Origin of the sequence: Parasynechococcus marenigrum WH 8102, from assembly GCF_000195975.1 — a bacterium.
Taxonomy (GTDB): domain Bacteria; phylum Cyanobacteriota; class Cyanobacteriia; order PCC-6307; family Cyanobiaceae; genus Parasynechococcus; species Parasynechococcus marisnigri.
Genome location: NC_005070.1, coordinates 1,771,590 through 1,782,924, shown reverse-complemented (window position 1 = coordinate 1,782,924; position 11,335 = coordinate 1,771,590). Strand labels below are relative to the sequence as shown.

General features: G+C 61.4%; 13 protein-coding genes. 7 read left to right on the top strand and 6 right to left on the bottom strand.

Annotated features, from left to right (window positions below):
* The first annotated feature begins 3 nt into the window (after window positions 1–3).
* On the top strand, window positions 4–1,005 hold the full coding sequence (locus tag TX72_RS09405) for a type 2 periplasmic-binding domain-containing protein (protein ID WP_011128726.1): 1,002 nt from the start codon (window positions 4–6) through the stop codon (window positions 1,003–1,005).
* On the opposite strand, the gene TX72_RS09400 is transcribed toward TX72_RS09405, so the two are convergent.
* A complete protein-coding gene (locus tag TX72_RS09400; RefSeq protein ID WP_042504418.1) occupies window positions 994–2,055 on the bottom strand; it encodes an aldo/keto reductase in 1,062 nt (353 codons plus the stop codon). The genes TX72_RS09405 and TX72_RS09400 overlap by 12 nt on opposite strands.
* A gap of 50 nt (window positions 2,056–2,105) precedes the next feature.
* On the bottom strand, window positions 2,106–2,669 hold the full coding sequence (locus TX72_RS09395) for a bifunctional nuclease family protein (protein WP_011128724.1): 564 nt from the start codon (window positions 2,667–2,669) through the stop codon (window positions 2,106–2,108).
* A gap of 57 nt (window positions 2,670–2,726) precedes the next feature.
* Here TX72_RS09395 and TX72_RS09390 point away from each other — a divergent pair, with 57 nt between their 5' ends.
* Entirely contained in the window at window positions 2,727–3,380 is a 654-nt protein-coding gene (locus TX72_RS09390; protein ID WP_011128723.1) for a riboflavin synthase, read from the top strand.
* On the opposite strand, the gene TX72_RS09385 is transcribed toward TX72_RS09390, so the two are convergent.
* Genes TX72_RS09385 through coxB form a run of 4 tightly spaced genes read right to left on the bottom strand, consistent with a single transcriptional unit; the run spans window position 3,326 to window position 6,916 of the window.
* A complete protein-coding gene (locus tag TX72_RS09385; RefSeq protein WP_011128722.1) occupies window positions 3,326–3,766 on the bottom strand; it encodes an AbrB/MazE/SpoVT family DNA-binding domain-containing protein in 441 nt (146 codons plus the stop codon). The two genes, TX72_RS09390 and TX72_RS09385, sit on opposite strands and share 55 nt — an antisense overlap.
* Window positions 3,767–3,820: 54 nt before the next feature.
* Window positions 3,821–4,429, bottom strand: a complete 609-nt coding sequence (locus tag TX72_RS09380) for a cytochrome c oxidase subunit 3 (protein ID WP_011128721.1) — start codon at window positions 4,427–4,429, stop codon at window positions 3,821–3,823.
* Entirely contained in the window at window positions 4,426–6,096 is a 1,671-nt protein-coding gene (ctaD, locus tag TX72_RS09375; protein WP_042503770.1) for a cytochrome c oxidase subunit I, read from the bottom strand. Before ctaD ends, TX72_RS09380 begins: the two co-directional genes overlap by 4 nt.
* Window positions 6,097–6,100: 4 nt before the next feature.
* Window positions 6,101–6,916 (bottom strand): cytochrome c oxidase subunit II, encoded by an 816-nt coding sequence (gene coxB, locus TX72_RS09370; protein ID WP_011128719.1) that lies wholly within the window; start codon window positions 6,914–6,916, stop codon window positions 6,101–6,103.
* 198 nt (window positions 6,917–7,114) lie between these two features.
* On the opposite strand from coxB, the gene TX72_RS09365 reads away from it, so the two are divergent.
* Genes TX72_RS09365 through TX72_RS09345 form a run of 5 tightly spaced genes read left to right on the top strand, consistent with a single transcriptional unit; the run spans window position 7,115 to window position 11,330 of the window.
* Entirely contained in the window at window positions 7,115–8,044 is a 930-nt protein-coding gene (locus TX72_RS09365; protein ID WP_011128718.1) for a COX15/CtaA family protein, read from the top strand.
* A complete protein-coding gene (locus TX72_RS09360) occupies window positions 8,037–9,017 on the top strand; it encodes a heme o synthase (protein ID WP_011128717.1) in 981 nt (326 codons plus the stop codon). Before TX72_RS09365 ends, TX72_RS09360 begins: the two co-directional genes overlap by 8 nt.
* 36 nt (window positions 9,018–9,053) lie before the next feature.
* Window positions 9,054–10,067 carry a daunorubicin resistance protein DrrA family ABC transporter ATP-binding protein gene (locus TX72_RS09355; protein WP_011128716.1) on the top strand — a complete coding sequence of 338 codons (1,014 nt, stop codon included), beginning with the start codon at window positions 9,054–9,056 and terminating at the stop codon, window positions 10,065–10,067.
* Window positions 10,068–10,082: 15 nt separating this feature from the next.
* Window positions 10,083–10,931 carry an ABC transporter permease gene (locus TX72_RS09350; protein WP_011128715.1) on the top strand — a complete coding sequence of 283 codons (849 nt, stop codon included), beginning with the start codon at window positions 10,083–10,085 and terminating at the stop codon, window positions 10,929–10,931.
* Window positions 10,932–10,934: 3 nt separating this feature from the next.
* On the top strand, window positions 10,935–11,330 hold the full coding sequence (locus TX72_RS09345) for a hypothetical protein (protein ID WP_011128714.1): 396 nt from the start codon (window positions 10,935–10,937) through the stop codon (window positions 11,328–11,330).
* The last annotated feature ends 5 nt before the right edge of the window (window positions 11,331–11,335 follow it).

The following is an 11,335-nucleotide window of genomic DNA, read 5'->3' as shown; positions in this document are numbered from 1 at the left end:
GCAATGGGTTTTCGCGGACAGTGCAGTCGTCGCCGCCTGCTGCAGCTGGCGGCGGGAGCGGGCCTCGGGCTGGTGGCTGCCTGCCGCAAGGGCCCGGAGCCACCCCAGCTTCGTGCGGCTCGAGGACTCATCCCCAAGGCCTGGGCGGATCAGCTGCCATCCCCCTGGACCTGGTCCTGGCAGGAGTCTGAGTCCACGGAGCCCGATGACCAGGACCAAGGTGGCGGCGATCTTCTGGCCCTCAACGATGGATGGTTGCCGGCGTTGCCGCCGGATCAACTGCAGCTGATTCAGGCGCCACCGTTGCAGCAACAACTCGGCGTTCAGGCACGCCGCTTTCTGGAACAGCATGGTGAGCAGCGCGCCGGATCGCTGCTGCCGGTGGGTGTGAGTCCCTGGGTAATGCTGTTCCGAAATGGCACCGAGTGGGCTGAGGCGGCCAGGGCCAGCTGGGATGTGCTGCTCCAACCGTCGCTGGCCGGACAGGTGATTCTTCCCGCCAGTCCCCGTTGGGTGTTGGACCTCGCCGACCGCTGCGGGGGTGATGCAGTCCTGCAACGCCTGCGCCAGCAGCTGTTGACCATGGACGACCGGCGTGCCACCAACTGGTTGCTCAAGGACAAGGCACGGGTTGTGGTGTTGCCCCTGCAGCGCTGCATGGCCCTGTTGCGGCGCGATCCACGCCTGACGGCTGTGCTGCCCGATCAAGGAGCACCTCTCCATTGGACGCTGTTGGTGCGGCTCAAGGGAACCCGCGAGCCGCTGCCTCAGGCCTGGGTGGAGCAGGCCTGGACATCTCCCCTGCGCCGCACCCTTCTGGTCAACGGCTGGCGTGCTCCGCTTGAGGCCGATGCGATCGAGCTTGATCGCCAAGACCTGCCCAACCCTTGGCGTGACCTACTTCTTCCGCCTGCATCGCTGTGGGAACGCTGTTGGTCACTGCCGCCATTGACAGAGCCGGAGCGGTTGCAGCTTGGGGAGCGGTGGCGTGCTTCAACCCCATAACCGTCGGCGTGGGGAGGCCTGCAGTCGACGGTGGGTGTCAGCCAGCAAGTCTGGAATCGTCAGCTGGTGAGGACAGCGGGGCAGGCAGTCCCCACACTGCTTGCAGGCGCTGGCATCAACGGTTTCCCACCAGTGACCCGCTCGCCCGATGAGGTTGTAACGCTCCTGGCAGAAGGGGATCAGGTCATGGCCGATGGCCAGATTGCGTAACCGCAGCAGCTCTGGAATTGGCACCTCGTTCGGGCAGGGCAGACAGGCCTGGCACTGCCCGCAGAGATCAGCGCCGACACGCTCATGGCGATGGTCGGCCAGCCGTTGCAGGCTGGATTGTTCCTCGAGAGAGAGGGGTGAATCTCTGCTCTGCAGCGCAGCGGCGAGCTCCAGGTCGGAGGCCTGAGCCGCACCGACACTGAGGGTGGAGATCCCCTGGGCCAGCAGGAAGCGGTAAGCCAGCTGCAATGGGGAGAACGGGGCACAATCGCTGATCAGGGTCGGACTAGGTGCTTGCAGGCGTCCCCCCTTGTCAGCCGGAGAAATCGCCAGGACCCCAATGCCTTGCTCAAGGGCCTGATGGGCCAACGGCAGACGCTGTGGATCCAGCAGATGCAGATGCAGGCAGCAAAACTGAAATCGCCCACTGCTGATGGCCGCGGCAATCAGTGCTTGGCTGCCATGGCTGCTGAATCCCACCTGAGCGGCATGGCCCTCCCCCTGGGCCCAGTCCAGCAAGTCCTTGCCATCCCCATGCAGGGCCCAGTCGAGGTGTTCAGGGCGGTTGATGCCATGGATGGCCAGATTGTCGAGGTTGTCGCAGCCAAGACGCTCCAGGATCTTCAGCAGCTGATGCTTCCCCTCACGCAGGGTCAATCCCGGCAGCAGTTTGCTGGTGACGACCCAGCCCCCCTCGGGTTGTTCTGCCTGCTTCAGTGCATGCCCCAGAAAATCTTCTGCCGGGCCGTAGGCGGCTGCTGTCTCGAGATGGTTGATGCCGGCGAGGACCGCTGCCTGCACCACCTCCTGCATCTGCTCGAGCGAGCCCAGGGCTCGCATGGTCCCCAAGGTGAACAGGCTGACCGGTCGTCCGGCACCGAATGGACGTCTCACCCCCGATCAGGATCTGTCTGTTCTGGATCCTCCCCTTCACCGCGGTTGCGCAGGTGCTTTACCAGGGCGGCTGGACTGAGGTCGTCGACGAAACGGTTGAAGTCGCTCTGATCTCGGGCGTCCGCTTCGGCATCCACAGCAATGGAGGCTTCCGCCACCACCTCCTCCAGCATCCAGATGGTGCTGCCGGTCCGTACTGCAAGGGCGATGGCATCACTCGGGCGTGCATCCACGTCATGGAGGATCACGTCGCCTTCAGCCGCCGCGTCCATTGGATCGTTTTGTCTGAGTTTCAGGACCGCATGAAAGGTGCTGTCTTCGATGGCATGCACGATCACGCGCTCCAGTTCGAGACCGCCGGCCACCAGCAGAGCAGCCATGAGGTCGTGGCTGAGGGGCCGGGGCGGTTCCGCCCCTTGCAGCCCGGCCATGATGTTGTGGGCTTGGCTCTGGTCGATCCAGATCGGAACCTGTCGGCGTCCACTGGGATCTCTCAGCAGCACGATCGGCGTCCGGCTTGCCGCTTCCAGAGCAATTCCGGCAACGCTCATCTCCACCATGGCGGCGCTGCAGCACTATCCGATTATGACCAGTAGGAACCGATCGGGCGCTCAGCCATGTTCACAGGGTTGGTCCAGGCAATGGGTCGGATTCAGCGCCGGGGGAACGGTCTCCTGGTGGAGGGCGCTGGCCCCTTCGGCCCCCTGAGCCTGGGGGACAGCGTTGCCGTGGATGGGGTTTGCCTCACGGTTGCCGAGTGTGTCGGAGAGGGCTTTCGTGCGGACGTCAGTGAAGAGACCCTGGAGCGCACCACGCTGGGACGCAAGGCGGAACGGGGTGGTGCCGTGAACCTCGAACCTGCCTTGCGGCTCAGTGACCGTCTGGGAGGGCATTTGGTCAGTGGCCACATCGATGCTGTCGGTGAGGTGATGGATGTGGTCGAGCTGCCGCAGTCCTGGCGGCTGGGGCTGCGCTGGAGCGAACCTCGCTTCGGGCGCTATGTCTGCGAAAAAGCCAGCATTGCGGTGGACGGCATCAGCCTCACCGTGGCCTCATGTTCAGACGATGGTGTGACGTTCGAGCTGGCGGTGATCCCCCACACCTGGAGTGTCACCACCTTGAGCCGGCTGGCTGTGGGAGACCAGGTGAACCTGGAGGCCGATCAACTGGCGCGTTACGCCGAGCGGTTACTCGTGGCCGATGGACAGGACAACCATCACTCCACACCGGCCATGTCAGAAGCCTGGCTGTCCGAAAACGGCTGGACCTGATCAGCAGTGCTCTCCATCGTGCTTTCGTTGAGAGGGCTCAAGGAGATGGACCCGGAATCGCTGTTCAGCTCAATCCGGAATTCCTGGCCAGGCTCAAGACCAAGCCTGCGGGTGTAGGCGTGTCCGATCAGCAGATTGCCGTTGCCATGCACTCGGGTGCGGAACTCGGCCTGCCGACCGCGACTGCCACCCCCACCGCTGTTGGTTGTGCTGCGGGGAAGCTGCCAGCCCTGGGCCTCGGCCTTGGCTTCGACCAGTGCTCTGTAGAAGCTCTTTTTCAGCAATCGACCACTGGGGCCGACATAACCGCAACCTCTGGCGATGTCATCCTCCGGCCGATTGCTGAGCGATCTGGCCTTGTTCAGCAGTTCTTCGCCGACCAGCATTGTTGCGATCAATTCAACTGAATTGTGGCCATGCATCCAAGCCCTGACAAGCGATCAGAGCAAATAGAGGATGACGAACAGAATGACCCAGATTCCATCCACGAAGTGCCAGTACAGCTCGGCCGCTTCGAGGGGGAAGTGATCCTCAGCCGTCACACGACCACCATTGGCGCGAGCTTGCCACCAGACAATCAGGATCATCAGAGCGCCCAGAGTGACGTGCAATCCGTGGAAGCCCGTGGCGGCGAAGAAAGTGCTTGCGTACAGGTTGTCCGTCAGGCCAAAGGGGAGGGTGAAGTACTCGACCATCTGACTCACCAGAAACGCGAGCCCTAACCCTGCCGTCACGAGCAGCCAGTTGCGGCAACGGCCTTGCAGGTTCTGGCGGATGGCCTGCCCGGCCTTGTGAAATGTGGCACTGCTCACCAGCAACAACACGGTGTTGAGGATGGGCAGTGGCAGCTCCAGCTCATAGATGGCTCCCTCAGGAAGAGGATTGACGGCCTTGAAGGTGAGATAGGCCGCAAAGAACCCGGCGAAGGTCATCGCATCAGCGACGAGAAAGGTGGCCAGGCCGAACATGCGGTAGTCGGCGTGTTCCTCATGCCCGTGGGAGTCGCTTGCATGGGAGCTCTCCGGCTGAACGGGGAGTGTCGAGGTCATTTGCCGCTGCTCCAGAGGTCGCGACCGCTGGTGGCGGTCAGGTCAAGTTGATCCATGGGAACGCCATAGCCGTAGGGCTCTTCCACGAGAGGCGCTTCACCGATCCAGTTCTCCACCGGTGGTGGTGAGCTGGTGAGCCATTCCGGTGTCAGGGCATTCCAGGGGTTGTCTCCGGCAGGTTTGCCGCTGAGGGCGCTCTGCACCACGTTCCAGAGGAATGGCAGGGTGCTGATGGCCATCAGCAGTGCCCCGACGGAACTGATCTGATTTATCAGGGTGAACTGCGGGTCGTATTCGGCGACACGACGTGGCATGCCATTCAGCCCGAGCCAGTGCTGCGGACCAAAGCAGAGGTTGAAGCCGATGAAGGTGAGGGCGCAGTGGAGCCGCCCCAGGTCTTCATTGAGCATGCGGCCCGTGAACTTTGGATACCAGTGGTAAACCGAGGCGAAGATCACGAACACCGACCCACCGAAGACGATGTAGTGGAAATGGGCCACCACGAAGTAGGTGTCATGCACATGAATGTCGAAAGGCACCTGAGCCAGTGCCACACCGGTGATCCCCCCCAGCACAAAATTGACGATGAACCCGCAGGAAAACAACATGGCGCTGTTCAGGGTGATGCGCCCGCCCCAGAGGGTGGCCAGCCAGTTGAAGAATTTGATCCCCGTCGGTACGGCGATGAAGGCGGTGGCGATGGTGAAGAACAACCGCATCCAAGGCGGTGTGCCGCTGGTGAACATGTGGTGGGCCCAGACGACGAGGCCGAGCACCACGATGGCCATGATCGAATAGACCATCGTCACGTAGCCGAACAGGGGCTTGCGCGCGTGGACGGGGAGGATTTCACTCACCAGGCCGAAGGCCGGCAGCACCATGATGTACACCGCCGGGTGGGAATAAAACCAGAACAGGTGTTGATAAACGACAACGTTCCCCCCCAGTGTCGGGTTGAAAAAGCCGGTGTGGGCCACAATGTCGAAACTGAGCAACACCAGTGTTCCCGCCAACACAGGGGTTGAAAGAACCACCAAAATGCTGGTGCCCAGCATCGCCCAGCAGTACATCGGTAATTGCATCAACTTCAGCCCCGGGCGACGCAGTTTGAGAATCGTCGCGATGAAATTAATGCCGCCAAAGATGGAACTTCCCCCCAGCAGAAGCACACTCAGAATCCAGATGATCTGACCTGTGGCAGGAGTGGTGATGCTCAACGGGGGATAGGCGGTCCAGCCGGACTGCGCAGCACCAGTCAGGAAATAGCTGGTGATCAGCATCAGCCCCGCTGGGGGAATCAGCCAGAATGCCACCGCATTGAGTCGTGGGAACGCCATGTCCCGGGCACCCACATAAAAGGGAATCAGGTAGTTGCCGAAGGCGCCATTCACCACCGGCACGATCCAAAGAAAGATCATGACGGTCCCATGCAGGGTGAGGACCTGGTTGTAAACGTCCCTGGCCATGAAGTCCGAGACCGGACTGGCCAGTTCCGTACGAATCGCCCCGGCGAGGGCTCCTCCGATCAAATAGAAGAGAAAGCCGCAGACCAGGTATTGCAGGCCGATCACCTTGTGATCGACGCTGAAGCTGAAATAGCGAAGCCAGCCAGTCGGTTGAAGCCTTGGGCTGGATGAGCTGGTCTGAGGTGGGATGGCAACAGTCATCGAATCAGGTTGTGGTGGTGTCTTCCGTTTTGGCGTTGCTGCTGAACCAGGCATCCCATTCGTCCGGTTCGTCAACAACCACGGTGGAACGCATGCCTCCGTGATACGGGCCACAGAGCTCTGCGCAGACGATCGGATAACGACCGGGTCGCGTGGCCGTGAAGCTGAGTTGGGTCGGTTGCCCAGGAATCACGTCCTGCTTGAGACGAAACTCCGGAACCCAGAAGGCATGAATCACATCCTTTGCCTCCATGTGGAGGGTCACTGGCCGATTGGCGGGTACGTGCAGCTCTCCAGCTGTGATGTCTCCCTCTGGGTAATGAAAGAGAAAGGCAAACTGCATTGCAGTCACATCAATGGGCAGTGCAGTTGCTGAGGTGTTGTCTGTCAGCGTTGAGCCGGAGCTGATGCCTCCCCAGATGCGCTCTTCACCGCTCACAGCCATGTGGTCGTGAGCCAGCGGTACCATCCCGCCCATGCGGTCGTAGATGTCGTAGCTGTAGAGGCCAACGAACAGCACAACAATCGCCGGTACTGCTGTCCAGAAAATCTCCAGGGGGAGATTGCCTTCGATGGCGATTCCGTCGCCGAGCTGGCCACTTCGTCGACGAAAACGAATCAAGCTGTAAACAAGAAGCCCAACGATGCCCACGAATAGGATTGTTCCGATTGTGAACAGAACCTGAAAGAGCTCGTCGTAAATCGGTGCATTCACGCTGGCATCAATCGGCAGAAGATTGATGTTCTGGCCGATCCAAAGCCCCCCTAAGGCGAGGAGCATTCCGATCACCAGGGTGACGATGGCTGATGGGATCTGCATGGCTCCAATCCCCAACTCCTCTCAGCGTATGGAGCCAATTCAGCTTCTCCATGGATTGTTTCTTAAGCCGCTGGTTGTGTCAGCAAAGGTGCACCTTCGGGAGGCTGATGGTGTTGCAGAGGTCCACACAAGGTGACGTTCAAAAAGACATCGCTACGTTCCGAGCAGGCCTTCGCAGGGTCTTGAGATGGACTGTCGATGATGTTTTCAGCTACGACTCCAATGCGACGCCGTCTTGGGCGCCTGTCGTCTCATCTACTTGTCGCTGTGATCGCGCTTGTGGTGATCGGTGGCGCAACCCGCGTTATGGAGGCGGGTCTGGCCTGTCCGGATTGGCCCCTTTGCTACGGGACGTTCCTGCCTGGGCGCCAGATGAACCTTCAGGTGTTTCTGGAGTGGTTTCACCGCCTTGACGCCTTTGTCATCGGCATCGCTCTGGTGGTGATGTCCGTCGTCTCCGTCGTGTGGAGGCGATCTCTGCCTCGATGGCTCCCCTGGATGAGCGGACTGTTGGTGTTGCTGGTTGTTCTGCAGGGTGGCCTCGGAGCTCTGACGGTGCTGCAGCTGCTCCCCTCGGGAGTCGTCACGGCTCACCTGGCTCTGGCGCTGACGCTTGTGGCACTGCTCAGCGGACTGACGCAGCGTCTGCTGCAATCCGGCGATGGGCAGCCACCCTGGTGGTGGCGTCCCCTGTCAGCCCTTGCCCTCGTTGGGGTGGTGAGCCAGTGCCTCCTCGGTGCGCGCATGGCCACCTCCTGGGCTGCCCAGCGCTGTCTCGCCGGCGGTGAGGCCTGCCGCTGGCTGGTCTGGCATCGCTCCGCTGCAACTCCTGTCGCGGGCTTTGTTCTGCTGTTCGTGCTGGTGGCCTTGTTGGCCGGTGGGTGGAGCCGCCGTCAGTGGCCTCTGCTCCTCTCAGCGGTGCTGCTGGTTACCACCCAGGTGAGCCTCGGCATCACCACGTTCCGACTCGGGCTGGATCAGCCCCTGGTCACGGTGGCCCATCAGCTGGTGGCGGCGCTGCTGGTGGGTGTTCTGGCGGCGCTGCTGGTGCGCTGCCCTGCGTTTGTTGCTGCTGTCCCCTGTCCTGTCGTCCTCGACGACTCCTCTCTGGAGCCCTGTCATGGCTGAAGCCATTTCCGCTGCCCTGCCCACCCGCGATCAGGTCGTTCCCTCACGAAAACGGGTCAAGCTCCCCCCTTGGCTTGAAGTGGCCAAGCCAAGGCTGATCCCTCTGCTTCTGGCCACCACCCTTGGCGGCATGGCTCTCACCGAGGGATGGCCCCTGTCGTCTCCACGTCTGGTCTGCACCCTTGGAGGCGGTGCCCTGGCCTCGGCAGCAGCTGGAGTTCTGAACTGTTTATGGGAACAGGACCTTGATGGCCGCATGGCGCGCACCAGTGGCAGAGCCCTGCCGTCTGGACGCCTCTCCCCGACGAGTGCCTTCATCGGCGCCATCGCCTGCACCCTGGCGGCGGCGATGTTGCTGGTGAGCGGCGTGAACTGCCTGGCGGCTGGTCTGTCTCTGCTTGGGCTTTGCAGCTATGTGTTGCTCTACACAGCTCTGCTCAAACCCCGGACAACGCAGAACATCGTCATCGGTGGTGTTGCAGGGGCGATCCCTCCGCTGGTGGGAGCTGCCGCGGCGACCGGCCACGTGGGATTGGGGGGCTGGTGGCTGTTCGCGCTCGTGATGGTCTGGACACCTGCTCATTTCTGGGCGCTGGCGCTGTTGCTGCGTGAGGACTACCGAGCTGTCGGCATCCCGATGCTGCCTGTGGTGAAGGGTCCCGTGGTCACAGCCCGTGCGATCCGTCGCTACGGCTGGGCCACGGTGCTGTTGAGCGGATTCGGTGTCCTGGCCCTGCCAACGGGAGGTGTCTTCTACGGGTTGATTTTGCTTCCTTTTAACGGACGACTGATTCAAATGGTGCAGCGCCTGTCGATGGATCCCGACAGCCTGATGGCTGCCAAGGGACTGTTTCGTTGGTCAATCCTTTATCTGTTCGGCATCTGTCTGTTGCTGATCCTCAGCCGCACCGATCTCGCCTCGAGCTTTGATCAGCAGGTGATGTTCGTTCTGCAGCAGCTGCCGATCGTTTGATCGGTTCTTAGATTCCGTCTCTGGGATGGCTGTGCGATGCCACTGATTGAACTTCGGCACCTGCACAAGGCTTACGGCTCTGTTGTGGCGCTTGAGGACCTCAACCTTGAGGTGCCTGAGGCCTGTCTGTATGGCCTTCTGGGGCCGAATGGCGCAGGGAAAACATCAACACTTCGCATCCTGGCCACGCTGCTGGAACCCGATGCGGGGTCTGTCCAGGTGGCTGGTATTGATGCTCTGAAGCATCCCAGAGCTGTGCGACGGCATCTCGGCTACGTGGCTCAGGAGGTGGCTATCGACAAAATCCTCACCGGGCGTGAACTTCTCCAGCTGCAGGGTGATCTTTATCACCTGCAACGCGCCGATCGTGATCAGCGGATGGCTGATCTGATCGAGCTGTTGGCCATGGGGGATTGGGTGGACCGACGCTGCGGCACCTATTCCGGAGGAATGCGGCGCCGCCTGGATCTGGCGGCGGGTCTGCTGCATCGGCCACGCCTTCTGGTGCTGGATGAGCCCACCGTGGGCCTGGATATCGAGAGCCGATCGGCCATCTGGGATCTGCTACGCCGGCTGGTCAGTCAGGGCACCAGCGTGTTGCTCAGCAGCCACTACCTCGAGGAGGTCGAAGCCCTTGCGGATCGAATGGCGATCATCGATTCCGGACGGGTGATCGCAGAAGGCACCCCGGATGGGTTGAAACAGCAGCTTGGGGGCGATCGCGTGACGCTGCGGGTGCGGGAGTTCAGTGATGCCGCAGAAGCGGACCGTGTGAGCGCACTGCTGCGGCCCCTGGACGGGGTCCGTCAGGTGGTGGTGAACCGTGCTCAGGGGTTTTCGCTCAACCTGGTGATCGATGGGGAAGCTGTGATCAACAGTGTTCGCCAATGCCTTGACCATCAGGGAGTGCCGGTATTCGCCCTTGCTCAAAGCCGTCCCAGCCTTGATGACGTCTACCTTCAAGCGACGGGCCGGACCCTGATGGATGCGGAGCTGGCCCTGGCCGGTCAGCGCGACCTCAAACAGGAAAAGCGCCAGTCCATGCGTTGAGTCCGCCATTTGCTCATGACCTCTCCAATCCTTCCTTCCCTCGCAGACGACTCCGGTGCTCTGTCGGAGCTCATTCAGGAAACAGTGGCGCTGACGCGCCGGCTGTTCCTTCAGTTGCTGCGTCGTCCCTCCACCCTGATCGCCGGCATCCTTCAACCGTTGATCTGGTTGATCCTGTTCGGCGCCCTGTTCGCCAATGCACCGGAGGGCCTGCTGCCTGGGGGCATGAGCTACGGGAGATTCCTCGGCGCTGGCGTGATTGTCTTCACCGCATTCAGCGGCGCCTTGAATGCCGGATTGCCGGTGATGTTCGACCGGGAGTTCGGTTTCCTCAATCGGCTTCTGGTGGCGCCATTGCGCAGTCGAAGTTCGATCGTGCTGGCTTCAGTGACTTATATCACTGCCCTCAGCCTTCTTCAGAGCCTGGCCATCATGTTGACGGCTGCAGCGCTGGGTTACGGCTGGCCGGGCGGGGCTGGTCTTGTGTTGGTGCTGGTGACCCTGCTGCTGCTGGTGTTTGCAGTCACAGCCCTCAGCCTCGGTCTGGCCTTCGCACTGCCGGGTCACATCGAGCTGATCGCTGTGATCTTCGTGGCCAACCTGCCGCTGTTGTTCGCCAGCACGGCTTTGGCTCCGCTGTCGTTCATGCCCTCCTGGCTGGGCTGGCTTGCGGCCCTGAATCCCCTTACCTTCGCGATTGAACCCATCCGTGCCGCCTATCGCGGTCCACTGGATCTTTCGCTGGTTCTTTTGGAGGCCCCTTACGGCGATGTGACCGGTTTCGGCTGTCTTGGCATCCTTGTTGCTCTCACCGTTGGACTCTTCCTTCTGATCCGCCCTCTGCTCAATCGCAAGCTGTCTTGACCCGTGCTCACCTCTCCGTTTCAGCCTCCGTCTCAGCGTCAGACCATCCTCGCCGGCCAACTGAACGCCGCTCACGCCGCCGATGATCAGAAGCGATTGCTGCTTTTGCGCAGCCAATGGGTGCATCGGTTCGGTGTGGACACGCTGCCGGAGTTTTCACGTGTTGATCCGGTTGAAGAGGCCGAGCCTGTTGCCGATCAGCCGGGGGCATTCGAGCGGTTCTCGAATGTTCTGCGGGAATCTTTCAGCGAGGTGAGCCGAGCACTCGATGAGCCGACGATGTCCGTTGATGATCCGGTTGATGAGCTCCAGGAGGTGACGGCTCCGCCGCTGAGCACACCCCGATCTCTACGGAGATGGCTGGTGTCTGACGATGACAGCGTCCCCAAGGTCTCCTGATCGCT

Bases quoted from the DNA above. Each gene is read 5' to 3' on its own strand.
- TX72_RS09355 (WP_011128716.1), top strand. From the start codon at position 9,054: ATGCCACTGATTGAACTTCGGCACCTGCACAAGGCTTACGGCTCTGTT.
- ctaD (WP_042503770.1), bottom strand. From the start codon at position 6,096: ATGACTGTTGCCATCCCACCTCAGACCAGCTCATCCAGCCCAAGGCTT.
- TX72_RS09405 (WP_011128726.1), top strand. From the start codon at position 4: ATGGGTTTTCGCGGACAGTGCAGTCGTCGCCGCCTGCTGCAGCTGGCG.
- TX72_RS09390 (WP_011128723.1), top strand. From the start codon at position 2,727: ATGTTCACAGGGTTGGTCCAGGCAATGGGTCGGATTCAGCGCCGGGGG.
- TX72_RS09400 (WP_042504418.1), bottom strand. From the start codon at position 2,055: ATGCGAGCCCTGGGCTCGCTCGAGCAGATGCAGGAGGTGGTGCAGGCA.
- TX72_RS09380 (WP_011128721.1), bottom strand. From the start codon at position 4,429: ATGACCTCGACACTCCCCGTTCAGCCGGAGAGCTCCCATGCAAGCGAC.
- TX72_RS09395 (WP_011128724.1), bottom strand. From the start codon at position 2,669: ATGGTGGAGATGAGCGTTGCCGGAATTGCTCTGGAAGCGGCAAGCCGG.
- coxB (WP_011128719.1), bottom strand. From the start codon at position 6,916: ATGCAGATCCCATCAGCCATCGTCACCCTGGTGATCGGAATGCTCCTC.
- TX72_RS09360 (WP_011128717.1), top strand. From the start codon at position 8,037: ATGGCTGAAGCCATTTCCGCTGCCCTGCCCACCCGCGATCAGGTCGTT.
- TX72_RS09350 (WP_011128715.1), top strand. From the start codon at position 10,083: ATGACCTCTCCAATCCTTCCTTCCCTCGCAGACGACTCCGGTGCTCTG.
- TX72_RS09385 (WP_011128722.1), bottom strand. From the start codon at position 3,766: ATGCTGGTCGGCGAAGAACTGCTGAACAAGGCCAGATCGCTCAGCAAT.
- TX72_RS09365 (WP_011128718.1), top strand. From the start codon at position 7,115: ATGATGTTTTCAGCTACGACTCCAATGCGACGCCGTCTTGGGCGCCTG.